Source organism: Capnocytophaga endodontalis, assembly GCF_002209445.1.
GTDB classification, from domain to species: domain Bacteria; phylum Bacteroidota; class Bacteroidia; order Flavobacteriales; family Flavobacteriaceae; genus Capnocytophaga; species Capnocytophaga periodontitidis.
On the sequence record NZ_CP022022.1, the window covers coordinates 1,821,263 to 1,847,930 of the forward strand.

Genomic DNA, 26,668 nt, shown 5'->3' on the forward strand with positions numbered 1-26,668 from the left:
AGTTAGTTTTGAGAGGAGGAATCTATATTTTTAGTAGATTTTCGTTCTTTGAATCGCTCTTTTATTACTCCTATTAACCAATAAGGGAGTACCGAACACAAAAAGCACAGTAGCCAAAAACCTATCAGGAAAATGACTACAAAAAGGAGAAAACCTATATATTGATTAAAGTTGAAACTCATATTTTTATTTTCGTCGTCTGCTGAAAAAAGCACCTATATTCTCTGCTAAGCGTTTGAACACAGATTTTGGTTTTCTTATCTCATCCATTTCACGTGCAGAAGCTTCTCTTTCAGAGAGGAATTCATCAGTGAGGAGTACTCTTTCGGCACGTTTGAATATAGCAGTTGCTAATTTGTAGAATTTGCTATGTTGAGCATCTACTTTATAAGTACTAAATTCATAACCATTGCCGTCTTGTGTAAATAGGTTGATAGCAGTACCTTCTTTGTTTGGCTCGTAATGATAGAAAACAAACTGGTAATCGCATAATTTATCGTCCCAATATTCTTTAGTAATCGTCATTCGTGAAGAAGTATTACCTTCAGCTTTTCGGAACTGAAAACCATATCGCCCTACATAGAGCACAGCATCAACATCAGTATAATCACTGTAATATTTTTGTACTTCGGGGAGTGAAAGCAACTGGTTATAACGTTCTACTGTTACATTATCTCTAAAGAGTCTTACATAATGCACTACTTCACAATACCTACGCTGGAAGTATTGCCAGCACTCTTGTACAAAATAATATTCACGAGGGTTTTTATGAGCTTCTAAGTATACAAAAGGTGATGCCTCATTAGGTTGCCAAGAGATATGCAACTTTTCACCATCAGTAAATAAATAGAAAACTTGTTCGTTGCAATAGAAATACACGCCTCCTATAGCAGGATTTATTTTAGAAAGTGTAATACGATAGAAGATTTCTCCTTCCCAATATTCATAATATCTCCCCGTTTCATCATCATTGTTTTCAAGTAGGGCAAAATCTTCAGGGTTAATGAAACGTTGTAAGTTTTCTAAATTGATATCGGTACTCTTAAATAAGAAAGTAAAACCATCATTGTTTAAAATCTTTTCTTCGATTTGCTCTTCTTCATAAAGAATTGCACTTCCTTTTTCTAAGGCTTCAAAAAGTTTACCGCGTTTTAACCAAGCTGACCAATCCCATAATTCTATTTTCTCTTCCTCAACCTCTTTTTTAGTGTAGAGGAAAGTTTTAGGGAGTAATGATTTTAATAAATGATTTTTCTTAAATCTATCAGGGTCATCTTTTTTGAGCCAATAACTTACTGTTACCTCATCGGCAGTATCAAAACGCTCAAGGGGATAAATATATTCAGTTTCTATAAATACTCGAATATCTAATGCTTTTTTTGCGGTGAGTTTCCCGATAGCTGTGTCCCCCCAAAAGAAACCTTCTACAAAAAGATTACCTTGTATATATAGTTCTTGTCCACTAACTGCTATATTTTCAGCTGATAGGTTACCCAAAACGATAAGCCCACAAGCCCCTTCACTACGCTGATTAAAGAGGTTGCTCACTACAGCATTGCCTTGTACGAAGATAAAGGTAGGGACATCTAGTTCTTGATAATGATAATCAGGGAAGTGTGTGCTGATATTGTCTAAATTTACAGTACTTTTAGGATACCAATCACCTTGCACTACTACTACATACCTATTTTCATAAAAAATATGGGCATAAGAATAGAACTGGCTATAGCCAGCATATTCGCTATCGTTTGGAATGAGATGTTTGATTTCCTTGACGGTTTTTATTTGGTACTGCATAGTAATTATATCTATTTGAATAATCCTTTGAAGAATGAAACTATTTGTTCAAAAAAGTTTTTATTATCATATACTTGCAAAAAATTATTAGAGGTAGAAGATAGAGATTTTTTTTCAGCATTTCCTATAGTAACTTCATATACACTTATATCCGTTGCTTTAAATATTTTTTGTCCTTCAGCATCACTTTCTAATGTAGTCTCTATTGATAAATATAAAAAATTAGGATTATTAAAATCATCTTCAGCTGACATTTGAACTCCTAAAAAATACTCTCCTAAAACCATAAGATAGTAAAATTGTATTTCTCCATCACAAATATTGATCTTAAGTATGGGGGTTAGATTTTTAAAATCTTCTTCAGTAATTTTTTTTCCTCCTTGCTCTTCTAATTGTTCATTGATTTGTCCTACTTCTATCATTGCAAGAAATGACTTAGCCTTATTGTTTAGTTTCTCTAAATTTGCAAATACAGATTCAGACAGTTTAAAAACTCTATTAAAATCCCATTTTTCGTGTGTAAGAACTATTTCAGCTGTAATTTCTTCATACTCAAATTCAGCTTGATATATGTGATTGTCATTAGGGTCTACTGTAAAATCACTTAGTTGTAATGGTTTCATATTTGATGCAATTAGATTTAGTTACTTTTTTTATCATATTTTTTTGAATCATCTTCCAGTATTATACTAAAAAAATGTTCTAAAAATTCTTGAAAGTTATTGGCATATAGATGCTCTTCATTCATCATATAATCTCGAATGTAAACAGGATATTCATTAGCTTGACCAGCTTCTTCTATTTTAAAGAAATATGTTTCTTCGTCTATCTCTAAGAAAGTTAATTCGTCTTTTTGAAATAGATTGTTTTGCAAATTTACTAGATAAGTATAATAAATATCAATATCAGCATCCTCTTGATATTCAGGTGGCACAATAGTTTTAAAATCGACTCCACAAACAGTGATAAATTCATAGTTTAATAACATCTCTTTATAACTATCAGGTAAAGGAAAACCTAATTTCTTTTCTGTTTGCTCAATCCAAGTTATATTTATGAAGTCTTTGGTTCCTACAGCTATTCTGTCTTTATATTTTTCGATGATGGATTGTATCATTTTCTACAATATTATTACCTTATTATATCTTATCTTTTAATACTATCTAATTACCAGTTTATGGCTTCCTTACCTACAGATGTAAGGTAGGCATTAGCTTTGCTGAAATGTTTGTTACCAAACCAATGTCCTCTATTAGCACTCAAAGGTGAAGGATGGCCAGAAGTGAGTATGCAGTGTTTGGAACTATCAATAAGGTTAGCTTTCTTTTTAGCATAGCTTCCCCATAACATAAATACTACATTATTACAATGTGCTGAAACAGCTTTAATAACAGCATCGGTGAATGTTTCCCAACCTTGATTTTGGTGACTACCTGCTTCGTTGGCTCTTACGGTGAGAGTGGCGTTCAGCAGCAAAACTCCTTGCGATGCCCAGCGCTCCAAATTGCCACTGATAGGGTAGGAGGTACCTAAATCTTGCCCTATTTCCCTAAAAATATTGATAAGTGAAGGTGGGTGGGCAATGCCATCGTGTACTGAAAAACACAAACCGTTTGCCTGCCCTTCGCCGTGATAGGGGTCTTGCCCGATGATAACTACTTTCACCTTGTCCAGCGGACAATGGTCGAAAGCCGAAAATATTTGCTTTCCTTTGGGATAACAGATATTTTCGGCATATTCTTTCTTTACAAAATCGGTGAGCTGACTGAAATATGGCTTATTAAATTCTTCCTGTAATACCGACTTCCAACTTGAATCTATTTGTACATTCATTATTTTACTTCTTTGATTTCCATATTGTCGTACTGAACAATGTAAACGCCTTGGTTTTCATATCCTCCTCCTTTATAAGAGTTTTTGAGGTAGGCAAACTTGTTCTCTAAGAATGAGGTTTCACCTATACGGGTATTGGTACTATTTAAGTTACCAGATACTCCTAAACGCAATACAGCGTCCATAGTTAGATCGAAGCCACGGATAGCATATTTATTAGGTAAAATGCCATAAGTTTTTTGATAGCGGACTGAAAAACTATCACTACCATTAGAGTATTTGTTTACAGTAGGGTAGGTGAAGTGCAAATCGGAAAGTTGATTATTAGACAAACTGTTTGAATCGAATACATTACCTTTTTCTACTGTTGCTAATATAATTTTAGGGTGGGCATTGTTTTTTTTCACTTTCAAAGCGTTGTGTAATAAGCGTACTGCTAATGACACATAACCTATATCGTTAGATTGTAACAATACTACATTTTCTTTGCTGTAGTTCAATGCATTAGCGAATCCATTTGCTGACATTTCTGTTACTACTTTGGCGTTTGGAAATGCACGTTCTAATTTGTCGCGCAAACCTGTGTTTTTGCTATCGGCTAAGATAATCATATTCTCATCAGAATAATTCTTGTTGAGGTAGTTAATCATTTGATTTTGTTGTACTTCGTCAGAAGGTAAGGTTTGATATACATTAGGATTTAACACAATGTTCTTGTTAGCTAAAGGAGCTAATACCGCAGTTTTGTTGTTGGTAATTAGTTCGGCTACAGCATTAAAGGATTTGGTAGTAAAAGGACCTATTACCACTTGTGAGTTTTGTATGTTTGCATTAGAAGTAATCTTTTTGATGTCACCTTCACTATCATAAACATTTACTTTGAACTTGTATCCCATTTTTTGGAGAGAATCCAAAGCGATGAGCGCACCAGAATAAAAATCAGTAGCGACGGGTGTGATTTTATTATCAGTAAGGCGTGCTTTTAGGGCAGCGGCTTTGTTTGTAGATCCTATATCAGCTACTTTGAAAGGTAAGATATAGCTGATTTCTTTTACATTATTAGGAGATGAAGTTGAGCGTAAAGTGTTGTTAGAGTTTTCAAAATCGTAATTAGGGGTACTAGTAAAAGGTGTATTTTTATAGCGATCGTAATTCTCTTTAGGGATCCATATTTGAGCATCGCTTTTTAGACCATCTTTCATCGTAGGGTTTAGTTTTACAATATCAGATTGTGATAAGCCGAATTTGCGTTCTAAGCTGTAAAAACCTTCACCTTTTTCTATGAGGTAAAGCACTAATTCTTTATTGGTTGCAGGACGTGTAGGTACTTCGGGTTCAGAGCTATCTACAGCTGATGCGGGCACCCATATTTCTTGACCTTCTTTTATGTTATTAGGGTTAAATCCTTTTTCTTTTTTGTTGATACGTTCCAATTCTTCAACGCTTACATTGTGGTTTTTAGCAATTTTCCACAAGGTTTCCTGAGGTTTTACCACATAGCGTTTTTGTCCTTGTATACCTTTTTGTACCATATCATTTGTTTTGTTGAAAAGAGGAATAGTGATACGTTCATTTTCTTGAAGTTCGCGTGTGTAAAGGTCTAAATTATAACGTTTCAAATCGTCTATAGAAATGTTGTATTTTTGCGAAAGACCAAAGAAAGTTTCTCCTGATTTCACCAAATGAGAGGTAAAGCCTACGGGGCGCTGGGTGCTGTAGTGCTTTACCTTACTTGTAGGAATGTTGATAGTTACACCTTTCTGGATACCCTCTTTTATTCCAGGATTGAGTTTGAGAATATCGGCAGGTGAAAGGCGATAAATTTTAGCGATGCTTTCAATACTTTCGTAATTACTTGCGGTATGTTTTTGCTGTGCAAAGCTTAAGGTAATGCATAGTAAGGTGGTTAGTGTTAAAAAACGTTTCATAATGGCTTATGATTTAATTATTAATTTGTTTAACTATTAATTGTTTTATTCCCATTCAATAGTGGCGGGCGGTTTGCTACTGATGTCGTACACTACGCGGTTTACGCCTTTCACTTTGTTGATGATATCATTAGATACTTTTTGGAGGAATTTATAAGGCAAATCTACCCAATCAGCAGTCATACCATCTATACTTTCTACAGCGCGCAAGGCTACTACACGTTCGTAAGTACGTTCATCGCCCATTACCCCTACACTATTGATAGGTAAGAGGATTGCTCCTGCTTGCCACACTTTGTTGTAAAGGTTGTACTCTTTTAGTGCATTGATGAATATGGCATCTACTTCTTGCAAAACAGCTACTTTTTCTGCAGTAATGTTGCCTAAAATGCGGATGGCCAAACCAGGACCTGGGAAAGGGTGTCGCCCTAAGAGCTCGTCACTAATACCTAAACTGCGACCTACGCGACGCACCTCGTCTTTGAAGAGCATACGCAAAGGCTCTACTACTTTCAGTTTCATATAATTGGGCAAACCTCCTACATTGTGATGAGATTTGATAGTGGCAGAAGGTCCTTTTACAGATAGAGATTCAATCACATCGGGATAAATAGTGCCTTGTGCTAACCATTGGGCGTCGGTTATTTTGTGTGCTTCATCGTCAAATACTTCAATAAAAACACGTCCGATAGTTTTGCGTTTCTCTTCAGGGTCGGTTTTATCTGCTAAGGCAGAGAGAAAACGAGTTGAAGCATCTACACCTTTTACGTTCAATCCCATACCCTCATATTGTTTCAAAACACTCTCAAACTCATTCTTACGTAAAAGTCCATTATTTACAAATATACAATGCAATTGTTTCCCAATGGCTTTGTTAAGCAATACAGCGGCTACCGTTGAGTCTACCCCTCCCGATAATCCTAAGATAACTTTTTCATTACCTATTTGAGTTTTCAGTTGGGCAACTGTCATTTCTACAAAATTGTCGGATGTCCAATTAGGGATGAATTTTGCTATTTTGAAAAGAAAGTTAGCTAATAGCTTCATACCATCGGCGGAGTGGGTTACTTCGGGGTGAAACTGGATGGCGTAAGTTTCTTCACCCTCTATGCGATAAGCGGCATTTGTTACATCAGGAGTACTTGCTAAACAGATTGCACCAATAGGCAATTGTTTGATAGTGTCACTATGACTCATCCATACAACACTTCCTTCAGCAATTCCTTCAAAAAGAGGTTCTTCAGGTTTTATATAAGAGAGGTGAGCACGACCATATTCTCGTATGTTAGAAGGAGCTACTTCACCACCGCCAAAGTGTGCTAAATACTGAGCTCCATAGCATACAGCTAAAAGTGGCATTTTACCTTTCAATGCTGATAAATCGGGGTGTAAGGCTTCTGCACTTCGCACTGAATAGGGAGAACCAGAGAGTATTACAGCTGAGAAATCGCTTAGATTCTCGGGTAAGTGGTTATAAGGGTGCATTTCGCAATACACATTTAATTCACGCACTCGGCGAGCGATAAGCTGAGTGTATTGTGACCCAAAATCTAATAATAAAAGGCGTGAGCCTTGAAAAGTGTTGTTATTCATCGTTAAGGGTTGCGGCAGCAGTGAGTACTGCTTGTTTCAAACTTTCTTTATAATCAATCATTTTTTGTAAAAGTACAGCATTGGCACTTGCTAATATTTGTACGGCTAATAAGCCTGCATTTTTAGCAGCATTCAAAGCTACAGTAGCAACGGGGACTCCATTTGGCATTTGCAAAATAGAAAGGATAGAGTCCCAACCATCAATAGAGTTGCTGCTCTTTACAGGTACCCCTATTACAGGTAGTGGTGACATAGCGGCGACCATACCAGGCAGATGAGCTGCGCCTCCTGCTCCTGCAATAATTACCTGAATACCATTTTTATGAGCATTTGTGCTGAAATCCATCAGTTTCTGGGGGGTGCGATGTGCTGATACTATATCTACAACTGTTGTAATACCAAAGTTTTTAAGAACATCAATAGCGTCTTGCATTATGGGTAAATCACTTTTGCTTCCCATTACCACAGCTACTTTCATATATTTATATTTTTTCGGGCAAAGATACGAATAATTTGTCAATTAGCAAATTTGTCGATTAGCAAGTTGCATATTAAACTATATGATGAGTTAGATGGTTCATTTAATCTTAATTGTTAAAATTGTTAATTGTTGATTGTTAATTGTTAATTAATTTGTACCTTTGCCATAAAATTTATGAAAGCCTAAAAAGCCACTATGGATATTCTATTAAAATCAGCACGGATTATTGATCCAGAAAGTGCCTATCACAATAAAGTTAGAGATATTCTTATCTCGGGAGGTGTTATTCAGCAAGTTAGTGCATCTATTCCCCTTACTAATGAAATGCAAGTATTAGAGAATATTTATATTTCACAAGGATGGACAGATAGTAGTGTTTGTTTTGGAGAGCCAGGGTTTGAAGAACGAGAAACTTTAGCTAATGGGATGCGTACAGCAGAGAAAAGTGGTTTTACTCATTTGTTAATCAATCCACTCACGCATCCTGTAGTGGATAGTCAGTCGGGGGTAGTATATATAAAGAATAAAACTGCTCATTGTGCTGCAACAGCTCATCCTATTGGGGCACTTACCATAGAGAGTAAAGGCGAGTATCTTGCTGAGCTTTTTGATATGAAAAAAGGAGGAGCAGTGGCTTTTGGCGATTATAAAAAAGCTATTAGCAATAGTAATTTGTTAAAAATAGCCTTACAATATACCCAACCCTTTGGAGGTATTGTAATTTCCTTCCCTAATGATACTAAAATTATGGGCAAAGGAGTGGTGAATGAACATATTGAAGCTACTCGTTTGGGACTGAAAGGAATTCCTGCTTTGGCTGAAGAACTTATGGTTGCACGCGATTTAGCTGTATTAGAATATGCAGGGGGTAAATTGCATATTCCAACAATTTCCACTGCAAAGTCGGTTGCCTTAATTAGAGAAGCCAAAGCTAAAGGATTAGATGTAAGTTGCAGTGTAGCAATACATAACTTGCATTTTACAGATGAAGTGTTAGAGAATTTTAATACTAACTACAAAGTATTACCTCCTTTACGTGATACTGCTAATGTACAAGCACTTAGAGAGGCTTTGAACGAGGGAGTGATAGACTTTGTTACTTCCGACCATAATCCATTAGATATAGAATTGAAATTTAAAGAGTTTGACTGGGCGGCTTTTGGTACAATAGGATTAGAGAATGCTTTTGGAATTCTTACCCAATATACTTCTATAGAACGATCTATACAATTACTTACTTCAGCTCGCAAACGTTTTGGCATTCCTTCTACACCTATTATTGAAGGGACTTCTGCTGATATGACTTTATTTACTCCCGAAGGCTCTTCAGTTTTTACAATAAATGATATTTTGTCGGCTTCTAAAAACAGTGCTTTTATAGGCGAGACAATGAAAGGAAAAGTTATAGGTGTAATAGCTCGTAATCAGTTGGTATTGAATTAGAAACTACAAAAAGAAAACTTATAATTAAAATGAGCAACAACAAAAAAATCCCATTAGAATATATTGTTAGAGAACCTCAAGTGAGGACTAAACGTCCGCCTGTAATCTTTATGTTACACGGCTATGGAAGCAATGAAGAAGATCTTTTTTCTTTTGCCGATGCTCTACCAGCTGAATATATGATTATCTCTTTTAGAGCACCTTATCATTTGGTAACTTTTGGCTATGCTTGGTATATGATTAATTTTGATACTGAACAAGAAAATTTTAGTGATAATGAACAAGCAATAGCTTCACGTGATCTTATTATGCAATGTATAGAAGAGCTTTGCAAGCTATATGATTTAGATAACAAGAATATTACATTATTAGGTTTTAGTCAAGGAAGTATACTCAGTATGGCAATAGCACTTTCTTATCCTAAGAAAATACGCAATGTAATTGCGCTTAGTGGATATGTGAATAAAGAGATTTTAAAGGAAGGTTATGCACGTGAGAATCACTCAGCTACTCGTTTTTATGTATCACACGGTGCGAGCGATCAAGTGATTCCAGTGGAATGGGCACGACAAACTCCCGAATTTTTAAAGAATCTTGGTATTAAATACAAGTACGAAGAATTTCCTATAGGACACGGTGTATCACCACAAAACTTTTATTCTTTCCGTGATTGGCTTACCGAGCAATAGTATGGATAAAAAGATTTTCAACGCTAAATACGAACTTTTCAAACGGAAAGCTTATATCATTATTTATGGCACTAACACACCTTTAGGCAAGTTGTTTGACTTAGTGTTATTGGCTCTGATTGTTATCAGTGTGATAATGGTAATGCTTGAAACGGTGCAAGGAGTAAATGAACACTTGCACGGGGTACTCGTGTTTATGGAGTGGGTGATTACTGTTTTCTTCTCAATGGAATATGTTTTAAGAATTATTACTAACAAAAAACCTTATCGTTATATTTTCAGCCTTTATGGTATTATTGATTTGATTTCTATATTACCTATGTACTTGTCGTTCATTACTTCTGGTGCTAAGGCTATATCGGTAACACGTGCATTGCGTTTGCTTAGAATTTTTCGTATTTTAGATTTGGTGAGCTTTATGAACCAAGGCGAAGAATTGAAAATGGCATTGCGTACTAGTAGAAATAAGATTATTATTTTTATCTATTTTGTATCGGTGATATGTGTGCTTTTGGGGTCACTGATGTATGTGATAGAAGGGCGCGAAAATGGTTTTACAAGTATTCCTCGTAGTATTTATTGGTGTATTGTTACAATGACTACCGTAGGCTATGGCGATATAGCTCCTGCAACTACCTTAGGACAAATATTAGCTTCGCTTATAATGATTCTGGGGTATGGTATCATTGCAGTGCCCACAGGTATTGTTACTGCTGAATATACCAAAATGAAAACCCAGCATCGACGCTGCAAACACTGTAACTTTCAAAATCCTCCTGAAGCAAAATATTGTAACCAATGTGGCTCACCACTGAATGAACCTATAACAGATGCCGATAAAAAATAAGAAAACACTTCTCACTATAATAGGGCCTACAGCCATAGGCAAAACGAGTTTGGCGATAAACTTAGCTTTATACTTTGGTACAGAAATTATTTCTTGTGATTCTCGTCAGTTTTTCAAAGAGATGAGCATAGGTACTGCTGTTCCTTCAGCTGAAGAATTAGCCCAAGTGAAACATCATTTTATACAACACAAATCGATATTTGACCCTTACTCAGTGGGCGATTTTGAACGTGATACTATTACTTTGCTCTCTGAGCTTTTCCAACAACACGATGTAGTGATAATGGTGGGAGGAAGTGGACTTTATGCTGATGCGGTGCTTTATGGATTAGATGATTTTCCTGAAGTTTCTACTGAAATTAGAAAAGAATTGGATGCACACTATCAAGCACAAGGAATTGCCTATTTGCAAACAAAACTCAAGGATTTAGATCCAATTCAATACGGACGAATGGATATTCAAAATCCACAACGAATGATGCGAGCTTTGGAAGTGTGTATAGCATCAGGTAAACCTTATTCATCTTTTTTAAATAGAAAGGAAACTCTTAGAGATTTTACAAATATCACTATTGGACTTACTGCCGAACGAGAAGTCGTGTATAATCGCATCAACGATCGAGTAGAACTAATGCTTGAAAATGGATTATTGATAGAGGCTCAAAGGCTTTTCCCTTATAAGGAACTCAATGCCTTACAAACAGTGGGATATAGAGAATTATTTGATTTTTTTGAAGGAAAAACATTTTTAGATTTTGCTATCGAAGAAATTAAGAAAAATACACGGCGTTTTGCAAAGCGACAATACACTTGGTTTTGTAAGAATAAAGATATTCATTGGTTTGAAATTAGCCAATTAGATAATTTGTCAATTAGTCAATTAGTTGATTTGTAAGAAAAATAGCCAAAGTAAAAAAACTTTGGCTAATTCTATAACGTTTAATTATGTGACAATTTTATCTTAAAAATTGTTTTACTTCTTCTTTTAAGTGGCTTAATGCATTAGCTGATGGAGTTGCTTTTTCGGCAAACTCTTTAAATATACCCTCTACCATTGCTTGTGAATCTTTTAGTTCATCATTATGAGCAGCTTTCCGAATTATATGAATAGTAGCTATTTTAGCTGTTCTGATGATTTGCCACAATTGTCCGCTTAAATATATTTGCTGTGCCAAATTGTGTTCAAACTCTTCATCTATAGAATTCACGAGAAGTATTTCGTACTCTTGTTTAGAAAAGTTGTGGGGAGGGATGCGCAAAAAGAGTTGTTGAGGAGCAATGCGTTCCAAGAAGAGTGTCATACGCTCATAAGCCTGCAAACGGATAGGTAAAGCGTATTTTTGGTTTTCTTGTTGTAGTAAGAAAAAACGTTTTCTATCCTCGTTTTGAATGTGCATTCTAAAGAAATAGAAAGCAATAGCCCCTACAATAAGCGCAGGGATACAATACATAATGAAATTGACAATTTGGTCAGACATAAATTTAAGATGCTTTATACAATAAAATTTTTTCTAAGTTAGGGCTGAATATATCTTCAAAAGCTGATATGATACGCCCGTTTTTATCTATAATTACTGATTTATTGATATTGTTGATAAGGAATTTCTGAGACAAATCCATAAAGTTGATGGAGTGATATTGGTCTGTCCATTGATTTTCAGAAATTCTCTTGCGCCATTGGTTTTTATCTTGCCCTATATCAATACCAACGAATTTTACATTAGGGAATAGACTTTTCAGTTGAGCGATTCTATTAAAAATCAAGTTAGAGAGTTCTCTTTGGTTTACTGACCAAAAGTAGTATATGGTTACTTCGGGTTTTTGTATTGCTGAAAACTTAGTGAGAGAGCCTTTGGTGTCTATCAAATCGAAATCGGGGGGGATTTGTCCAGCTTGCAAAGCGATTACATTTTTAAACACTTTATCTAATTCAGCTTTGTGTTCATTATCCTTATTATACTTTGCAAATTTATCAAAATAATCTTGATATTGAGCATGTTCTTGAATGTTAAAGATATAAGCATAAGCGGCATTTCGATATAGATTATCTCTCAAACTTCCTTTATTAAACAAGCTATCAATAATTTTAATTTTCTCTAAGTGAAAACCTAACTCTCGGTTTAGATCTACTAAGGTACTATTGTTGTGAGTGTACTTTGTGAAGGCTAAGTTATTTACATACATTACCATATAGCTATAATAAGGTCGGTAGTATTCTAAAAAGGAGTTATTATAGTCAATTTGTTTCCTATAGTTGTAGAAATCAGAGGGTAAAAGGTGGTTTGTAAGATTTTTATTCTTATCTTGATATATAAATGGATATATTTCAATCTCTTTATAGAGAGGGAATATACTGCTCACTAAGGCTATATTTTTAGCTTTTTCAGAGAGATAAGGATGATTTTTTATAAAATTATCACACTCTTTTTTCTTTATTATCAAAATGGAATCAATTTTTTCTTTATATGTTATAGGGGGGAGGGAATGATATTTTTTCAATTCATCACTTTGGATATCGATGTTACTTAGCTGTGAAAGCAAAAAGTTATTGATAGCCGATCCTTTTCCTGAAAAAGAAATACTCTCCTCAAAACGCAAAGTATTAGCATAAACCACTAAACTATCCAAAGGTTCTAAAAATACATATTGATATTTTCCTCCTATTTCAAAATTATACAATTTACTTTCTTTGATATTTAAAGAGAAAGTAAAGTTCTTATCTTTGTTCAGGAAGGTGGTGTCAATAGGAGTATCATTAGCATATAAAACCACTAATGAATCTTTAGAGTTTGGAAAGAAACCTGTAAAAAAAGTACTATTTGTAGGTTGTTTTTTACAGCCTACTAAGGTAATGATAAGGGTTAATAATAAAAGTTTTCTCATCATCATAAATCAAAAAATCATTCAACTATTTGTGGCAAAAGTACAAAAACTATCTAATCTAAAAAGTTAAAAGCATGTTAAATAAATAGTCAATGTGAAATATTAACATTGATTAACTTTTATAGATATTTTTTAACATACAATTACTCATTTTCTTTAGTGGCTTGAAAAAGATATTTTTTTTCTTCGTCGGTAAGGCTATCATAGCCACTGGTATTAATTTTGTTGAATAATTTTTGAATTTGGTGTTGTTTAATTCTTTGGTTTTCGGATATATGAGACGTTTGAGGTTCTATAATAGAAGGTGTAGAAAGAGTATTGGGGCTTTTCTTGGGAGAAAAGAGGTGTTTATAACTAAAACCGACTAATATTCCGCTTAAAATTCCTCCAAAATGGGCTATTTTTCCTCCAAAATTATTAGAAATATCTATACAATCAAATAATATAAGGGCGAGAAGGAAAAACAATAATCGGATTCTAAAACTAAAGACATATATTTTATATGAGGGGAAAATAGTAATTACGAAGAACAAAAGACCTATAACAGCTGCCGAAGCTCCTAACAAGGCTTTGTTGTTAGCTATTTCGGGAGTGATATAACCCCATAATAAAAATGCAATACCTCCTCCTATCAAACTAAAAAAATAAACGCTTATGAAAGTTTTAGCTTTGAAAAGACGGAAAAATATGTGTCCAGAGAAGAACAAAAAAAGCATATTCCAAAACAAATGTTCTATATTCACGTGGTAGAAAGCATAACTGAGCAGTGTCCAAGGTCGTTCTAAAAATAGGGATATTTGTTGAGGTACACACAGCCATTGGTTCAGTTGTGATTGAGAGAATATTCCTCCATATACTAACCCTTGGGTGATACCAAAAGCTATTAGTGTGAATATAATCACTTTATTAGCGGTATTGAATTTTTGTGATAAGGAATTCATTGTTGTTGTTTTAGTATGAGTGATGCTGTTTTTTCACTAGCACCTTCACCTCCTAATTTCTCTCTAAGTTGAACATAGTCTTTAAATACTTCATATCGGTGGCGATAGGTAGAGAGTTTATCTAATTCTATCTTCAGGTTCTTTTTAGTAAGGTCTCCTTGAATTAGTTCGGTTACAACCGGTTTATCCATAATGAGATTCACTAATGAGATATATTTTAGTTTGATAATACGTTTAGCGATGTGATAAGAAATCCAATTTCCTTTGTAACATACTACTTCGGGAATGTTCAATAAGGCTGTTTCAAGGGTAGCTGTACCACTGGTTACCAAAGCAGCATACGAAATTGATAGTAAATCGTAGGTTTTTCCGCTTACAAAATGTACGTTTTCCTCTTTGATAAAGCGTTGGTAAAAGTGATAGTCAATAGAAGGAGCGCCTGCAATTACGAATTGATATTGGTGATAGTCGTCTACTATAGAGAGCATTATCTTTAGCATTTTAGCAATTTCTTGTTTCCTACTCCCAGGGAGTAAGGCTATAATAGGACGATGGTCTAAGCCGTTTTCAGCTTTAAAAGTAACCTCATCTACTTCTTGTCGTTGAGCAATGGCATCAAGGAGGGGATGTCCTACAAAATGTACACGGTATTGATGTTCCTTTTCATAGAAGTCTTTTTCAAAAGGCAAAATCACGTACATAGCATCTACATCGCGTTTGATGGCTTTGATGCGATTTTCTTTCCACGCCCATATTTGAGGAGATATATAGTAATGAGTAGGGATGCCTTGCTGTTTAGCCCATTTGGCAATACGCATATTGAACCCAGGATAATCTATAAAAATGAGTATATCGGGTTTAAATTCAGAGATATCTTTCTTACAAAAACTAATGTTTTTGAGGATAGTGCGCAAGTTGAGCAATACCTCTAAAAAACCCATAAAGGCAAGATCTTTGTAGTGTTTTACTAGGGTACCTCCCACGTTTTGCATACGATCGCCTCCCCAAAATCGAAAGTTTGCTTGAGGGTCTTTAGCAAAAAGGGCTTTCATTAAGTTAGCAGCGTGCAAGTCGCCCGATGCTTCTCCAGCGATAATATAGTATTTCATTTGTTTATTTATTAAGGATTATTACTTTCATTTTGATATCTTTAGTAGGCCAATCATCTTTACCTTCGGTAGGTACTTGATTGATTTTATCTACCACGTCCATACCTGCTATTACTTTACCAAAAGCCGTATAGTTATCGTCTAAATGATATGCACCAGGTTTTTGTACTACGATAAAAAACTCATAGGGTGAAGCGAATTGGTGTGGATTGTCGATGTCGCTACTAGGCATAGAAACAATGCCACGATGGTGTTTGAAACCTTTTTTGGTATCTGGAGGTAATAAATAAGACCCTATGGCAGCTCTCCGACGGCTTATTTCCCAAGTTTCGGAATTGCCTCCTTGTATGACAAAATTTTTTACCACTCGGTGAAAAACAGTGCCGTCAAAATATTTTTGCTTGGTGAGAAAGATAAAATTAGCGCGGTGATAGGGAGTTTCGTTAAACAATTCAATGTCGATGTTTCCATAATCGGTAATGATGCGTACAAAACGCTCTTTGTTTTCTTTCTCATATTGATTGAGAAAGGGGATTACATTATCAGTAGTGAGTGTTTCTACAGGAGCTAACTTTTCTTCTGCAACAGTTGTTGTAGTGTCTTTTGAAGTTGTTGTACTACTTTGTGTAGTAGTTGTTTTAGGTGAAGGCTCGTTACAAGCTACAGTCAATATTCCTATCAATAATAAGTATTTTCTCATATTTGTTTCATAAAGTTACGCAATACCTCTATGGTAGCTGCTTCGTTTTCAATATATACCAGATGTCCGCCCTCTAATACAGCACTTTGCATTCCTATAGATTCGCCTAAAACTGTCATTTCTTGGTAGGGAATTAAAGTGTCTTCTTTTCCTAAGATAAAGAGTTTTTTAGCTGAAAGATGTTGAAGTACTGAGGTACGATCGGGGCGCTCTTTCATTCCTAAAGAAGCGGCTACAATCCCCTCATTAGGTGTTGTGATACCAATGTTGATGAGTTGTTGTAGAGCAACTGTCATTGTAGTGCGGTTTTTTTCGCTAAACAAATTAGTAACAGCTGTACGTACAAATAGTTCTTTTTCTTTTTCAATAACTTTCAATACACGGTCGCGATTGGCTTTTTTTTCTTCAGAGTCGGGTAGGGGAGTAGAGTTGAGCAATACTAAACCTTCAATATTTTGTTGGAAACGCTCAGCAAAAGCAAGTGCAACATAGCCTCCCATAGAGTGTCCTACTAAGATACATTTAGAAATGTTCTCATAGTCTAAAACAGCTTTTACTTCATCAGCCATCATTTCCATAGTGTGTACGGGGGCAATAGTAGGGGTTTTTCCGTGTCCTAAAAGGTCTATACATAATATTTTATAAGTATCAGAAAGCGATTTAGAAAGTGCATTCCACACAGTACTATCTTCTAAGAAACCGTGAAGAAATACAAGTGTTTTGTTAGAGAGATTACCTTGTAAAGTATAGTAAGAAATAGGTGTTTTCATTTTAAAAAATTATAGAGAGGACAAAAGTAGTAATATTTTTTTAATTTACTAATAAACAAATTGATAAATTGACAAATTATTTATACTTTTGCGCTATGAATATTATCAAATTAAAAACTATAGATTCTACAAATCGCTATCTTAAAGAGCTCGTACATTCTGAAACCTCTTTACCTAACTTTCTCACTGTGTGGACGCCCCAACAAACGGCAGGGGTAGGACAGTATGGGGCAAAATGGCAAACAGAGCCTTATCAAAATCTTACTTTTAGTACGCTTTTTATCCCTAAAAAGCTATTGTTACAGCACGCTTTTTTGCTAAATATGTCGGTTGTTATAGCTGTGGCGAGGGTAGTAGAAGATGTTTTAAGAGAACATTTATTCACTGAAAAGCCTTGCATCAAATGGCCTAATGATATTTTAATTAATAATAAAAAAATAGGAGGAATACTGATAGAAAATGTATTACAAGGGCAACAAATAGCTAAGAGTGTCATAGGTATAGGGTTGAATGTGAATCAAATAGAGTTTGAAGGCTTGCCTAAAGCTTCTTCATTGAAAAATATTGTCAAGAAGGATTTAGATATAGAACAGCTAATGAAGCGCATTGTTAGTAATTTAGAGAAAAAATTAAGAGTAATAGAGAAAATTTCCTTTGAGGAGATATATAATGTATACAGAAAGTATTTGTTTCGTTTAGAAAAAGTATCAACTTTTAGGTTGCCTGAAGGAATACATTTTATGGGAATTATAAAAGGTGTTACTTCTATGGGAGAGTTGATAGTAGCAACTGAAGAGGTAATTAAAAAATTTTCTCTCAAACAGATAGAATTATTGTACTAATTTCTAACACCTAATTAATGGTGTCATATTCAATGATGAAAACTTCTTCATCGTCATGTTTTAAATAATACACTTCACGTCCTAATTTTTCTTTACCTTCATCAGTATAGAGGGCTTCTAATTCTTTTTTATCTCTTTCAATTTCTTTTTGTAAGAATTGTTTTTGTCGTGTGAGTTTGTCTAATTCACTGTTCATATTCCGATGTACCAAAAAGGAAGCATTGTCAAAAAAAAGCATATAGATAGTAAATACCCCCCCTACGACGAGGTATTTTTTGTATCCTTTGAAAATAGACGAAAAATTAGCTGTTTTTTTCATTATTGTTGAAAAATACGATTGTGAACAAGAGTTTTGAGGATTTCTATAGCTACAGTATTGCGGCGATTGTTAGGAATAATAATATCGGCAAATTCTTTAGCAGGTTCTATAAATTCGAGGTGCATAGGTTTGAGAGTAGTTTGGTAACGGTTGAGTACTTCGCTCACATCTCTGCCGCGTTCAGTAATGTCACGTTTAATACGGCGGATAAGTCGCTCATCGGAGTCGGCATGGACAAAAATTTTAATATCAAATAATTGGCGAATATCAGGATGGGCAAAGATGAGAATGCCTTCTACAATTACCACTTTTGTAGGGTTTACCAAAACAGTTTCGGGAGTGCGGTTGTGTTCTACAAACGAATAGGTAGGACTTTTAATAGATTTACCTTCTTTGAGAGCCAAAAGGTGTTCTTTTAGCAATTCAAAATCTATAGAATTGGGGTGGTCAAAATTTATTTTAGTGCGATCGGCAAACGATAAATGACTCAAGTCTTTATAGTAAGAATCTTGTGAGATAACGGTTACTTCTTCGCCAGAAAGTTCTTTAATTATTTGATTAACAACGGTAGTTTTACCACAACCAGTACCGCCTGTAATTCCTATGATAAGCATTTTTTCAAATTTTGCGGCAAAATTAGTAAAAAAGAGGGGATTAAAAAAATAAAAAAATGAGAAACATTTTGTAGTGTATTAAAAAAGTATTACATTTGTCGCATTAATTAAAAAGAATTTTTCGATGAAAAAAATTATCTTAACTGCGTTATGCGTAGGAGTATTTGGTTTTTGCCAAGCTCAGAAAATTAATTTAGGAAAGGCTGCAAGCGCTGTTTCTAAAGGCGCTCAAGCACTTGCTTTTAGCAACGAAGATGCTAAAAAACTTTCGAAAGAATCGGTAGAATGGATGGATAAGCACAATCCAGTAACCGATAGTAAAAGTCCTTATACCAAGCGTTTAAATCGCCTTTTTGGCAAGCACAAGAGCGAAGATGGACTCAACCTTAATTACAAAGTGTATCACGTGATTGATATCAACGCTTTTGCTTGTGCTGATGGTAGTGTGCGTGTATTCTCTTCATTGATGGATTTGATGACTGATGATGAACTTTTGGCAATCATTGGTCACGAAATAGGTCACGTGAAAAATGAAGATACTAAAGATGCTATTAAATCAGCTTATATGCGTGCAGCAGCCCAAGATGCTGCAGGAGCAGCTTCAGGAGCAGTGAGAGCTTTGAGCGACACCGAACTTGGAGAGATGGCTAATGCTATGCTTGATGCTAAACATAGTAAAAAGCAAGAATCACAAGCTGATGAATACGCTTATAACTTTATGAAAAAACACGGTTATAACGTAGTAGCAGTTTACACTGCATTCAAAAAAATGGCTTTACTTTCAGGGGGTGACACTCGAAGCAAATTTCAGAAAATGATGAGTTCACACCCCGATAGCGAAAAACGTGCTGAAGCTGCTAAAAAACGCGCTATTAAAGATGGTCTTTGGAAAGACCCTGGAGAGGTAACCCTACCTAAAACACCTATAAAATAATAACCTCTCTATCATATAAATGAGAAAAAAACACAGAAAGGCACCTCGTGCCCTCAGAAGAAAAAAGTCTAACGCTTTCAAATACTTAAGTGTATTTTTAGCGTGTCTTTTGTTGTTGGGGGTAGGAGGTGCTTTTTATATTAGAAACTATTATCCAGCCCTTTACCAAAAAATCCTCAATAAACTCACTTCTCGCAAAATGAATTCTACTTATGAGAGTGCGCGTATTGAACGCATAGTGAGTTTGTATTACGACAAAGTATTCGGTATTGACCTTTCTCACTATCAGGAACGCGATGAAATACAATGGGATAGCCTTTACATCAAAAACAAAACAGTTCGTTACCCCTTGCAATTTACTATTTTTAGGGCGACAATGGGCAACGAAGCTACCGATAAAAACTTCATTCACTTTTGGAAGGAAGCTAAAAAACATCAACTGATACGAGGGGCTTATCACTACTATCGTCCCGATGAAGATCCTGTGTTACAAGCTCAATCTTACCTCAAAAACTCTACGCTTGAAAAGGGTGATTTCCTACCTATATTAGATGTAGAACAGTTGCCCAAGAAAAAAACAAAAGAACAATTCCTTAAAGATATACAAACGTGGTTAGACCTCGTTGAAAAACGCTATAAACGCAAACCTATACTTTATACCTATATTAGTTTTTATGAAGATTATTTGTACCCTACTTTTAAGAGTTATCCTCTTTGGGTAGCTAATTACAACAATGTATCAGTGCCTACCTCGGTATTTACTTGGAAGATGTGGCAATTTACTGAAAATGGCATTACCGCAGGGGCTAAAGTGAAGATAGACTTCAATGTTTTCAATGGAGACATTACCGAAATACAATCCCTTTTAATCAAATGACCAAGAAAGAATTACGGCAACTCTACAAACAAAAACGCACAGCCTTATCGGTAGCTGAGCGAGAAATGATGAGCCTACAAATTGCTCAACAACTTTCAATATGCGATATATGGGGGTATAATTGTTATCACCTATTCCTATCTATTAAAGAACTCAATGAGGTTGATACAACTCCTATTCTACAACTTCTTTACCAGAAAAACAAACAAGTAGTGGTGCCAAAAATGAACTCCGAAACGCGAACTCTTACTTCTATACCATTTACTAAAGACACTCTTTTACAAACAAATAGTTGGGGAGTGCCAGAACCTAAAGATGGAATTGCTATTTCTGCACATAAAATAGAAGTAGTGTTTGTCCCTCTTCTCACTTGTGACCTCTATGGTAATCGTATAGGTTACGGAGGAGGCTACTATGACCGATTTTTAGCAGAATGCCGTCCAGAAACTCTTAAAATAGGGCTTTCATTTTTTTTACCTGAAGAGAATTTTTCGTCTATTTTCCTTCCTACAGATGTTCGTCTTACACATATAGCAACCCCAGAAAAAATTATAACAATTAAATGATTATCAGTTGTTTTCGACTTATAGAAGCTTTATTAAAGCTCTAAGTCTTTGACAAAGTGTTCTATAAATCCTCTAAATAATTTGTGTAATACTCTTATTTTCTTTATTTTTGCCCTCAAAATTAGTGAATTAAGTCAATTGTCAATTGAAATGAAATATAAAAGAATTTTACTTAAACTCAGTGGGGAAGCTCTTATGGGGAGTCGCCAGTACGGTATTGACCCTGCTCGATTAAAAGAATACGCTACCGAGATAAAAGAGGTAGTAAAACAAGGAGTAGAAGTAGCTATCGTGATTGGTGGCGGGAATATCTTTCGTGGGGTAGCAGGTGCCAGCAATGGTATGGACAGGGTGCAAGGCGACTATATGGGAATGCTTGCGACTGTTATCAACTCGCTCGCTCTACAAAGTGCGTTGGAAGATGAAAGTATCTTCACCCGTTTGCAAACAGCCATTAAGATGGAAGCTATCGCTGAGCCTTTTATCAAACGTCGTGCTGTACGCCACTTAGAGAAAGGGCGTGTAGTTATCTTTGGGGCAGGAACTGGTAATCCTTACTTTACAACTGACTCGGCAGCCGTACTTCGCGCTATTGAAATCAATGCGGATGTAATCCTCAAAGGGACTCGCGTAGATGGTATCTATACTGCAGACCCTGAGAAAAACCCTGATGCAGTGAAGTTTGATCATATATCTTTTAATGAGTGTATTGATAAAAACCTTAAAGTAATGGATATGACGGCTTTTACTCTTAGCCAAGAGAACCATTTGCCTATTATTGTATTTGATATGAACAAAAAAGGCAATCTCGCTAAAGTAGTAGCAGGGGAAAATGTAGGAACCGTAGTTAATGATTAATGGTTAATGATTAATGGTTAATGATTAATGGTTAATGATTAATGGTTAATGATTAATGGTTAATGATTAATGGTTAATGATTAATGGTTAATGATTAATGGTTAATGGTTAATGGTTAATGGTTAATGGTTAATGATTAATGGTTAATGATTAATGGTTAATGATTAATGGTTAATGATTAATGGTTAATGATTAATGGTTAATGATTAATGGTTAATGGTTAATGATTAATGATTAATGATTAATGATTAATGATTAATGGTTAATGATTAATGGTTAATGGTTAATGATTAATGATTAATGATTAGATTTTGATATAAACTTTGCCAAAGTTTATAATTGCTTGTCGTGCTACGACCTTTGGCAAAGTGTAGTGATAAGTAACTCGGAGCCCCTTATAAAGCTCCAAACCCTATGAGTTTCTCATCATTCTGTAACAACTCACGTTAAATAAACAATATGTTAAAAGACATTTTAGATTTTAGAAGGGCGGTGCGTTATTACGCTCCTACGCCTATTAGTGAAGAGAAGGTGCGGGAGTGCCTTAAATTGGCTACTCTGGCTCCTACCACGTATAATATGCAGTTGTATGAAGTTTATCACATCACCGATAAGGAACTACTCAAAAAACTGGGACACGCTTGCCTTGACCAGCAAACGGCTACTACAGCACAGCAAATGGTAGTATTCGTTACCCGACAAGACAAACACCGTCTGCACGCCAAGAAGGTTTTAGAGTTTGAACGCGGTAATATACAGCGCAATAGTCCGCCAGAGAAACAAGCCAAGCGCATCAAGGAACAAGAGAAGTTTTACAACCAGCTGATGCCTTTTCTCTTTGGCAGGTGTTTTGGTCTTTTGGGTCTTTTGCGCAAGACTTTTGGGGTAGTTAGCAGTTGGTTTCACCCTATGATGCAACTCGTTTCTGAAAGTGATATGCGGGTGAATGTACACAAGAGTTGCGGATTGGTAGCGCAAACCTTTATGCTGGCAATGGCAGAAGCAGGCTATGACACCTGCCCTATAGAAGGCTTTGACAGCCGACGCGTAAAAAAGATATTACACCTGCCTTATGGAGCAGAAGTGAATATGCTCGTATCTTGTGGACTGCGTGAAGATCAAGGCATTCGGGGAGAACGCTTTAGACTGCCTTTTGAAGAAATATACAAGAAGAAATAAGGACAATGATTAATGGTTAATGATTAATGGTTAATGATTAATGATTAATGGTTAATGGTTAATGATTAATGGTTGATGATTAATGGTTGATGATTAATGGTTAATGGTTAATGGTTAATGATTAATGGTTGATAATTAATGGTTAATGATTAATGGTTAAAATGATTAATGAAAGTATTATTCAATTGGTGTTGTGAAGTAATGCAATCATTGGCAAATTTCACAGGGTTTACCTATAAAGAAGTGAATGCTATTGTCTTTATTTTTCTAATGCCTATGGTAAATATTGCTCTTTTGCTACTTTTTGTAGTTAAATACGTGCAATACAGAAAGAAAAAGCGCTTTATTAAACAATTAGAAGCACAATGCTAATGGAACAAAATCTATTACATAGATGTTTTGACCTTGCAGTGGAAGGCTTGTATTTATTAGCAGATTCTTTTGGAACTACTTATGAAGCAGTGAACATCTATTTGTTTGTGATTATACAACCATTATTGACAATTTTATTGATTGTAGGTATTTTCTTCTTTTATAAGAAGAACAATAATCTACAAATGAAAATTAAAAAGTTATTATCTAATAAAACTAATACTAATAAATAAAACAATATACAATGAACGAAGAAATTAATATTATCTTAGACACTACAAACGAGGCGATGCAAGAGGCATTGCAACACTTGGACAAGGCTTTGGGCAATATTCGTGCAGGTAAGGCAAGTCCGCAAATGGTAAGCAGCGTAATGGTAGATTATTACGGAGCGCAAACCCCTCTTAGTCAGGTAGCTAACGTGTCAGCTCCCGACTCACGTACCATTTCTATTCAGCCTTGGGAAAAGAAAATGATTCAACCTATTGAGAAGGCTATCCAGATAGCTAACTTAGGCTTTAACCCAATGAACAATGGCGAAATGGTGATTATCACTGTTCCACCACTTACCGAAGAACGTCGTCGTGAACTTGTAAAACAAGCTAAAGGTGAAGGCGAAGATGCTAAAATCAGTGTGCGCAATGCTCGACAAGATGCCAACAAAGAAATCAAAAAAGTAGAAACTTCTGACGATATCAAGAAAGATGCCGAAGAACGTGTACAAAAACTCACCGATAAATACATCAAAAAGGTAGAGGAAGTATTAGCTGCAAAAGAAGCTGAGATACTGAAAGTTTAGGTTAGGTAAGAGGTAAGAGGTAAGAGGTAAGAGATAAGAGGGGATAGGATTTAGGAGATAGGGTATAGTAATATAATAAGTAATAAGAAATGACAAATAACGAACAAGTTAAGGATTTAGTGAATCGCCTAGGTGCGTTAAGGAGGTATCTTTGACATAGATGCTAAACGTATTGAAATAAGTAACGGAGAAGAGAAGACTTTTGCACCTGACTTTTGGGATAATGCCAAAGAGGCTGAAAAGGTGATGCGTGAACTTCGCACTCAAAAGAAATGGGTAGAAGATTATGAGGAAGCTGAAAGTCTTACCTCGGATGTGGAGGTGTTGCTCGACTTCTTTAAAGAAGGTGAAGCTACAGCCGACGAGGTAGACCAGCAATACGCACAAGCCCTACACGCTATTGAGGCATTGGAATTTCGCAATATGCTCTCTGATGAAGGCGATGCGATGAGTGCTGTACTACAAATTACTGCAGGAGCAGGCGGTACTGAAAGTTGCGACTGGGCTTCAATGCTCTTGCGAATGTACACAATGTGGTGCAACAACCAAAAGTATAAGGTAAAGATGCTCAACTTTCAAGAAGGTGATGTAGCAGGTATTAAAACAGTTACTATTGAAATTGAAGGTGAATATGCTTTTGGTTATCTCAAAGGAGAGAATGGTGTACATCGCTTGGTGCGCATTTCACCTTTTGATAGCAATGCTAAACGCCATACCTCATTTGCCTCGGTATATGTATACCCGCTGGCAGATGATACTATTGAAATAGAAATCAACCCTGCCGATATTACTTTCGAGACAATGCGCTCGAGTGGAGCAGGCGGGCAGAATGTAAACAAAGTAGAGACAGCAGTGCGCTTACGTCACCACCCTACGGGAATTATTATTGAGAACTCCGAGACCCGCAGTCAGCTTGATAATAAAAACAAGGCGTTGCAATTGCTCAAATCGCAGTTGTATGAGATAGAACTCAAAAAGCGTCAGGCTAAACGCGATGAGATAGAGGCAGGCAAGATGAAGATAGAGTGGGGTTCGCAAATACGCAACTATGTGATGCACCCCTATAAACTCGTGAAGGATGTACGCACTAATTACGAATCTACTGATGTAGATAGCGTAATGAACGGCGAACTCGACGAATTTCTTAAAGCCTACTTAATGCTTATGGGCACAAGTCGCACGGGCGATACTGATTAATAGAATATAACTTTGCCAAAGGTTGTAGCACAACAGGCTATAAAACCTTTGGCAAAGTATTTTTTAATAATACATCTATTTATGTACAGCTATTTTACCGACAAATACAATTTAAAAATCATTTATTCCCATCAAGGGTATGACAATTTCATACGATTATACAGAGGAATACCTGTGGAATTATTTTTTATGGATAAGGATATAAAATCATTTGATGATTTTTTGCCTTTTGCTGATACTATAAAAAGTATAAATTTTTTGAGGTGCGCTTTAGATGATTTGAGTGCACTTACTGAATTTAAAAAGCTCAAGGAATTATATATTTCTGATAGCATTATCCAATCAAAGCGATTTTGTCAATTTCTTCAGTTACCTTCTTTAAAAGAATTGACTATTTCTAATCGAAACTATCCAGAAGAAAATCCTTATGTATATTCGTTGGCAGAGGCTCATTTGCCTTCTCTGAGGAGTTTAGCCATAGGAAGTTTTGAAACAGATAGTTTAAAAGATGTATATTTACCTTCTTTACGGGAGTTGGTATTGCCTTATTCAGTTAATAGTTTGAAAGGAGCTTATATTCCTTTGCTTGAGAAATTGGATGCTGAACATCTTAAAGAAATAGATGTTGCATTGCCTAAGCTCAAAAAATTACATATAAAATTGAAAGGTTTTGATTTCTATTCACTCAAAAATACCCCTAATTTGAGAGAATTGTATGCTATTCATACTTATTATGATGATCAACAAACTTTTGATGGCTTGGAGGTATGCAAAAAATTAAAATATATTGAGATGCTATCTTGTCCTTTTAAAAACTTTCTTCCGTTTAGCAAGTTGAAGTCTCTTGAGCATTTGGATGTGAGTTATGGCTCCGAAATAGAAAGTTTAGAAGGCTTAGAGCAATTGCCAAATTTAAAAAAGCTCTGTTTGTTTGACAATGATTTTATCAAAGAAATAGATGATATATCGCTTATTAAGAATTTAAAAGTATTAGAAATAGAAAAACATAAGGTTCTAAAAATAATAGATGAAATAGAGAAACGAGATATTGCACTTTGGATAATACCAGATGAAAGTTGATAATGAACAAAGAAATT

At 35.4% G+C, this 26,668-nt stretch carries 31 protein-coding genes; 15 read left to right on the forward strand and 16 right to left on the reverse strand.

Annotated features, from left to right (window positions below; genetic code table 11):
• Positions 1-2 precede the first annotated feature (2 nt).
• From CBG49_RS08120 to purE, 8 genes are read right to left on the reverse strand one after another with little or no spacing between them, the layout of a single operon-like run.
• Positions 3-182: a hypothetical protein gene (locus CBG49_RS08120; protein ID WP_002678812.1), complete on the reverse strand. Its 180-nt coding sequence runs from the start codon at positions 180-182 to the stop codon at positions 3-5.
• Positions 183-186: 4 nt separating this feature from the next.
• The gene (locus CBG49_RS08125; protein ID WP_088594103.1) at positions 187-1,797 is read right to left on the reverse strand and encodes a hypothetical protein; all 1,611 of its coding nucleotides are present in this window, start codon (positions 1,795-1,797) and stop codon (positions 187-189) included.
• An 11-nt stretch (positions 1,798-1,808) separates the two neighbouring features.
• Positions 1,809-2,420, reverse strand: coding sequence for a hypothetical protein (locus CBG49_RS08130; RefSeq protein ID WP_009413581.1), 612 nt, complete (start codon positions 2,418-2,420; stop codon positions 1,809-1,811).
• Positions 2,421-2,437: 17 nt separating this feature from the next.
• On the reverse strand, positions 2,438-2,914 hold the full coding sequence (locus CBG49_RS08135; protein WP_088594104.1) for an SMI1/KNR4 family protein: 477 nt from the start codon (positions 2,912-2,914) through the stop codon (positions 2,438-2,440).
• A 50-nt stretch (positions 2,915-2,964) separates the two neighbouring features.
• Positions 2,965-3,630: a uracil-DNA glycosylase gene (gene ung, locus CBG49_RS08140; protein ID WP_088594105.1), complete on the reverse strand. Its 666-nt coding sequence runs from the start codon at positions 3,628-3,630 to the stop codon at positions 2,965-2,967.
• Complete coding sequence (locus CBG49_RS08145; RefSeq protein ID WP_088594106.1) at positions 3,630-5,558, reverse strand: LysM peptidoglycan-binding domain-containing protein; 1,929 nt, start codon at positions 5,556-5,558, stop codon at positions 3,630-3,632. Before CBG49_RS08145 ends, ung begins: the two co-directional genes overlap by 1 nt.
• Positions 5,559-5,603: 45 nt before the next feature.
• Positions 5,604-7,151 carry a glutamine-hydrolyzing GMP synthase gene (guaA, locus tag CBG49_RS08150; RefSeq protein ID WP_088594107.1) on the reverse strand — a complete coding sequence of 516 codons (1,548 nt, stop codon included), beginning with the start codon at positions 7,149-7,151 and terminating at the stop codon, positions 5,604-5,606.
• Complete coding sequence (purE, locus tag CBG49_RS08155) at positions 7,144-7,629, reverse strand: 5-(carboxyamino)imidazole ribonucleotide mutase (RefSeq protein WP_009413586.1); 486 nt, start codon at positions 7,627-7,629, stop codon at positions 7,144-7,146. The genes guaA and purE overlap by 8 nt, the downstream gene beginning before the upstream one ends.
• A gap of 198 nt (positions 7,630-7,827) precedes the next feature.
• On the opposite strand from purE, the gene CBG49_RS08160 reads away from it, so the two are divergent.
• The 4 genes from CBG49_RS08160 to miaA are packed head-to-tail and all read left to right on the forward strand — an operon-like array spanning position 7,828 to position 11,506.
• The gene (locus tag CBG49_RS08160; protein ID WP_088594108.1) at positions 7,828-9,075 is read left to right on the forward strand and encodes a dihydroorotase; all 1,248 of its coding nucleotides are present in this window, start codon (positions 7,828-7,830) and stop codon (positions 9,073-9,075) included.
• A gap of 29 nt (positions 9,076-9,104) precedes the next feature.
• The gene (locus CBG49_RS08165) at positions 9,105-9,764 is read left to right on the forward strand and encodes an alpha/beta hydrolase (protein WP_009413588.1); all 660 of its coding nucleotides are present in this window, start codon (positions 9,105-9,107) and stop codon (positions 9,762-9,764) included.
• A gap of 1 nt (position 9,765) precedes the next feature.
• Complete coding sequence (locus CBG49_RS08170) at positions 9,766-10,611, forward strand: ion transporter (protein WP_088594109.1); 846 nt, start codon at positions 9,766-9,768, stop codon at positions 10,609-10,611.
• Positions 10,595-11,506 (forward strand): tRNA (adenosine(37)-N6)-dimethylallyltransferase MiaA, encoded by a 912-nt coding sequence (gene miaA / locus CBG49_RS08175; RefSeq protein ID WP_193433061.1) that lies wholly within the window; start codon positions 10,595-10,597, stop codon positions 11,504-11,506. Before CBG49_RS08170 ends, miaA begins: the two co-directional genes overlap by 17 nt.
• Positions 11,507-11,567: 61 nt before the next feature.
• On the opposite strand, the gene CBG49_RS08180 is transcribed toward miaA, so the two are convergent.
• The 6 genes from CBG49_RS08180 to CBG49_RS08205 form a co-directional block, all read right to left on the reverse strand.
• Positions 11,568-12,089 (reverse strand): DUF7935 family protein, encoded by a 522-nt coding sequence (locus CBG49_RS08180; protein WP_009413591.1) that lies wholly within the window; start codon positions 12,087-12,089, stop codon positions 11,568-11,570.
• 4 nt (positions 12,090-12,093) lie between these two features.
• Entirely contained in the window at positions 12,094-13,500 is a 1,407-nt protein-coding gene (locus CBG49_RS08185) for a TlpA family protein disulfide reductase (RefSeq protein ID WP_088594110.1), read from the reverse strand.
• 137 nt (positions 13,501-13,637) lie between these two features.
• Positions 13,638-14,435: a rhomboid family intramembrane serine protease gene (locus tag CBG49_RS08190; protein ID WP_088594111.1), complete on the reverse strand. Its 798-nt coding sequence runs from the start codon at positions 14,433-14,435 to the stop codon at positions 13,638-13,640.
• Positions 14,432-15,544 carry a lipid-A-disaccharide synthase gene (lpxB, locus tag CBG49_RS08195; protein WP_088594112.1) on the reverse strand — a complete coding sequence of 371 codons (1,113 nt, stop codon included), beginning with the start codon at positions 15,542-15,544 and terminating at the stop codon, positions 14,432-14,434. Before lpxB ends, CBG49_RS08190 begins: the two co-directional genes overlap by 4 nt.
• A gap of 4 nt (positions 15,545-15,548) precedes the next feature.
• Positions 15,549-16,244: a peptidylprolyl isomerase gene (locus CBG49_RS08200; protein ID WP_088594113.1), complete on the reverse strand. Its 696-nt coding sequence runs from the start codon at positions 16,242-16,244 to the stop codon at positions 15,549-15,551.
• Complete coding sequence (locus CBG49_RS08205) at positions 16,241-17,014, reverse strand: alpha/beta fold hydrolase (RefSeq protein ID WP_009413597.1); 774 nt, start codon at positions 17,012-17,014, stop codon at positions 16,241-16,243. The genes CBG49_RS08200 and CBG49_RS08205 overlap by 4 nt, the downstream gene beginning before the upstream one ends.
• Before the next feature lie 95 nt (positions 17,015-17,109).
• Here CBG49_RS08205 and CBG49_RS08210 point away from each other — a divergent pair, with 95 nt between their 5' ends.
• Positions 17,110-17,856 (forward strand): biotin--[acetyl-CoA-carboxylase] ligase, encoded by a 747-nt coding sequence (locus CBG49_RS08210; protein ID WP_088594114.1) that lies wholly within the window; start codon positions 17,110-17,112, stop codon positions 17,854-17,856.
• Positions 17,857-17,866: 10 nt separating this feature from the next.
• On the opposite strand, the gene CBG49_RS08215 is transcribed toward CBG49_RS08210, so the two are convergent.
• Both CBG49_RS08215 and udk read right to left on the reverse strand, forming a co-directional pair.
• Positions 17,867-18,175 (reverse strand): hypothetical protein, encoded by a 309-nt coding sequence (locus CBG49_RS08215; protein WP_009413599.1) that lies wholly within the window; start codon positions 18,173-18,175, stop codon positions 17,867-17,869.
• Entirely contained in the window at positions 18,175-18,789 is a 615-nt protein-coding gene (gene udk, locus CBG49_RS08220) for a uridine kinase (protein WP_088594115.1), read from the reverse strand. The genes CBG49_RS08215 and udk overlap by 1 nt, the downstream gene beginning before the upstream one ends.
• A gap of 124 nt (positions 18,790-18,913) precedes the next feature.
• Between udk and CBG49_RS08225 the strand changes: the two genes are divergently transcribed.
• The 10 genes from CBG49_RS08225 (at position 18,914) to CBG49_RS08270 (ending at position 26,651) form a co-directional block, all read left to right on the forward strand.
• Entirely contained in the window at positions 18,914-19,723 is an 810-nt protein-coding gene (locus CBG49_RS08225) for a M48 family metallopeptidase (RefSeq protein WP_009413601.1), read from the forward strand.
• A gap of 19 nt (positions 19,724-19,742) precedes the next feature.
• Complete coding sequence (locus CBG49_RS08230; RefSeq protein WP_088594116.1) at positions 19,743-20,600, forward strand: GH25 family lysozyme; 858 nt, start codon at positions 19,743-19,745, stop codon at positions 20,598-20,600.
• Positions 20,597-21,166, forward strand: coding sequence for a 5-formyltetrahydrofolate cyclo-ligase (locus tag CBG49_RS08235; protein ID WP_088594117.1), 570 nt, complete (start codon positions 20,597-20,599; stop codon positions 21,164-21,166). The genes CBG49_RS08230 and CBG49_RS08235 overlap by 4 nt, the downstream gene beginning before the upstream one ends.
• Before the next feature lie 150 nt (positions 21,167-21,316).
• Positions 21,317-22,024: a UMP kinase gene (gene pyrH, locus CBG49_RS08240; RefSeq protein ID WP_088595296.1), complete on the forward strand. Its 708-nt coding sequence runs from the start codon at positions 21,317-21,319 to the stop codon at positions 22,022-22,024.
• Positions 22,025-22,483: 459 nt separating this feature from the next.
• The gene (locus CBG49_RS08245) at positions 22,484-23,203 is read left to right on the forward strand and encodes a nitroreductase family protein (protein WP_088594118.1); all 720 of its coding nucleotides are present in this window, start codon (positions 22,484-22,486) and stop codon (positions 23,201-23,203) included.
• A 168-nt stretch (positions 23,204-23,371) separates the two neighbouring features.
• Positions 23,372-23,575 (forward strand): hypothetical protein, encoded by a 204-nt coding sequence (locus CBG49_RS08250; RefSeq protein WP_088594119.1) that lies wholly within the window; start codon positions 23,372-23,374, stop codon positions 23,573-23,575.
• Positions 23,575-23,808, forward strand: coding sequence for a hypothetical protein (locus CBG49_RS08255; protein WP_002678670.1), 234 nt, complete (start codon positions 23,575-23,577; stop codon positions 23,806-23,808). The genes CBG49_RS08250 and CBG49_RS08255 overlap by 1 nt, the downstream gene beginning before the upstream one ends.
• Positions 23,809-23,819: 11 nt before the next feature.
• Positions 23,820-24,374, forward strand: a complete 555-nt coding sequence (gene frr, locus CBG49_RS08260) for a ribosome recycling factor (RefSeq protein WP_002678917.1) — start codon at positions 23,820-23,822, stop codon at positions 24,372-24,374.
• Between the two features lie 89 nt (positions 24,375-24,463).
• A protein-coding gene (prfB, locus tag CBG49_RS08265) for a peptide chain release factor 2 (RefSeq protein WP_157668381.1) occupies positions 24,464-25,571 on the forward strand; the annotation gives its coding sequence in 2 pieces (ribosomal slippage) (positions 24,464-24,523 and positions 24,525-25,571; 1,107 coding nt in all).
• Between the two features lie 12 nt (positions 25,572-25,583).
• Positions 25,584-26,651, forward strand: a complete 1,068-nt coding sequence (locus CBG49_RS08270) for a leucine-rich repeat domain-containing protein (protein ID WP_157668382.1) — start codon at positions 25,584-25,586, stop codon at positions 26,649-26,651.
• Positions 26,652-26,668: the final 17 nt, after the last annotated feature.

What these genes read in the sequence shown, in the direction of transcription:
- CBG49_RS08120 (WP_002678812.1), bottom strand. Translation starts at nt 182, where the DNA reads ATGAGTTTCAACTTTAATCAATATATAGGTTTTCTCCTTTTTGTAGTC.
- CBG49_RS08125 (WP_088594103.1), bottom strand. Translation starts at nt 1,797, where the DNA reads ATGCAGTACCAAATAAAAACCGTCAAGGAAATCAAACATCTCATTCCA.
- CBG49_RS08130 (WP_009413581.1), bottom strand. Translation starts at nt 2,420, where the DNA reads ATGAAACCATTACAACTAAGTGATTTTACAGTAGACCCTAATGACAAT.
- CBG49_RS08135 (WP_088594104.1), bottom strand. Translation starts at nt 2,914, where the DNA reads ATGATACAATCCATCATCGAAAAATATAAAGACAGAATAGCTGTAGGA.
- ung (WP_088594105.1), bottom strand. Translation starts at nt 3,630, where the DNA reads ATGAATGTACAAATAGATTCAAGTTGGAAGTCGGTATTACAGGAAGAA.
- CBG49_RS08145 (WP_088594106.1), bottom strand. Translation starts at nt 5,558, where the DNA reads ATGAAACGTTTTTTAACACTAACCACCTTACTATGCATTACCTTAAGC.
- guaA (WP_088594107.1), bottom strand. Translation starts at nt 7,151, where the DNA reads ATGAATAACAACACTTTTCAAGGCTCACGCCTTTTATTATTAGATTTT.
- purE (WP_009413586.1), bottom strand. Translation starts at nt 7,629, where the DNA reads ATGAAAGTAGCTGTGGTAATGGGAAGCAAAAGTGATTTACCCATAATG.
- CBG49_RS08160 (WP_088594108.1), top strand. Translation starts at nt 7,828, where the DNA reads ATGGATATTCTATTAAAATCAGCACGGATTATTGATCCAGAAAGTGCC.
- CBG49_RS08165 (WP_009413588.1), top strand. Translation starts at nt 9,105, where the DNA reads ATGAGCAACAACAAAAAAATCCCATTAGAATATATTGTTAGAGAACCT.
- CBG49_RS08170 (WP_088594109.1), top strand. Translation starts at nt 9,766, where the DNA reads ATGGATAAAAAGATTTTCAACGCTAAATACGAACTTTTCAAACGGAAA.
- miaA (WP_193433061.1), top strand. Translation starts at nt 10,595, where the DNA reads ATGCCGATAAAAAATAAGAAAACACTTCTCACTATAATAGGGCCTACA.
- CBG49_RS08180 (WP_009413591.1), bottom strand. Translation starts at nt 12,089, where the DNA reads ATGTCTGACCAAATTGTCAATTTCATTATGTATTGTATCCCTGCGCTT.
- CBG49_RS08185 (WP_088594110.1), bottom strand. Translation starts at nt 13,500, where the DNA reads ATGATGATGAGAAAACTTTTATTATTAACCCTTATCATTACCTTAGTA.
- CBG49_RS08190 (WP_088594111.1), bottom strand. Translation starts at nt 14,435, where the DNA reads ATGAATTCCTTATCACAAAAATTCAATACCGCTAATAAAGTGATTATA.
- lpxB (WP_088594112.1), bottom strand. Translation starts at nt 15,544, where the DNA reads ATGAAATACTATATTATCGCTGGAGAAGCATCGGGCGACTTGCACGCT.
- CBG49_RS08200 (WP_088594113.1), bottom strand. Translation starts at nt 16,244, where the DNA reads ATGAGAAAATACTTATTATTGATAGGAATATTGACTGTAGCTTGTAAC.
- CBG49_RS08205 (WP_009413597.1), bottom strand. Translation starts at nt 17,014, where the DNA reads ATGAAAACACCTATTTCTTACTATACTTTACAAGGTAATCTCTCTAAC.
- CBG49_RS08210 (WP_088594114.1), top strand. Translation starts at nt 17,110, where the DNA reads ATGAATATTATCAAATTAAAAACTATAGATTCTACAAATCGCTATCTT.
- CBG49_RS08215 (WP_009413599.1), bottom strand. Translation starts at nt 18,175, where the DNA reads ATGAAAAAAACAGCTAATTTTTCGTCTATTTTCAAAGGATACAAAAAA.
- udk (WP_088594115.1), bottom strand. Translation starts at nt 18,789, where the DNA reads ATGCTTATCATAGGAATTACAGGCGGTACTGGTTGTGGTAAAACTACC.
- CBG49_RS08225 (WP_009413601.1), top strand. Translation starts at nt 18,914, where the DNA reads ATGAAAAAAATTATCTTAACTGCGTTATGCGTAGGAGTATTTGGTTTT.
- CBG49_RS08230 (WP_088594116.1), top strand. Translation starts at nt 19,743, where the DNA reads ATGAGAAAAAAACACAGAAAGGCACCTCGTGCCCTCAGAAGAAAAAAG.
- CBG49_RS08235 (WP_088594117.1), top strand. Translation starts at nt 20,597, where the DNA reads ATGACCAAGAAAGAATTACGGCAACTCTACAAACAAAAACGCACAGCC.
- pyrH (WP_088595296.1), top strand. Translation starts at nt 21,317, where the DNA reads ATGAAATATAAAAGAATTTTACTTAAACTCAGTGGGGAAGCTCTTATG.
- CBG49_RS08245 (WP_088594118.1), top strand. Translation starts at nt 22,484, where the DNA reads ATGTTAAAAGACATTTTAGATTTTAGAAGGGCGGTGCGTTATTACGCT.
- CBG49_RS08250 (WP_088594119.1), top strand. Translation starts at nt 23,372, where the DNA reads ATGAAAGTATTATTCAATTGGTGTTGTGAAGTAATGCAATCATTGGCA.
- CBG49_RS08255 (WP_002678670.1), top strand. Translation starts at nt 23,575, where the DNA reads ATGGAACAAAATCTATTACATAGATGTTTTGACCTTGCAGTGGAAGGC.
- frr (WP_002678917.1), top strand. Translation starts at nt 23,820, where the DNA reads ATGAACGAAGAAATTAATATTATCTTAGACACTACAAACGAGGCGATG.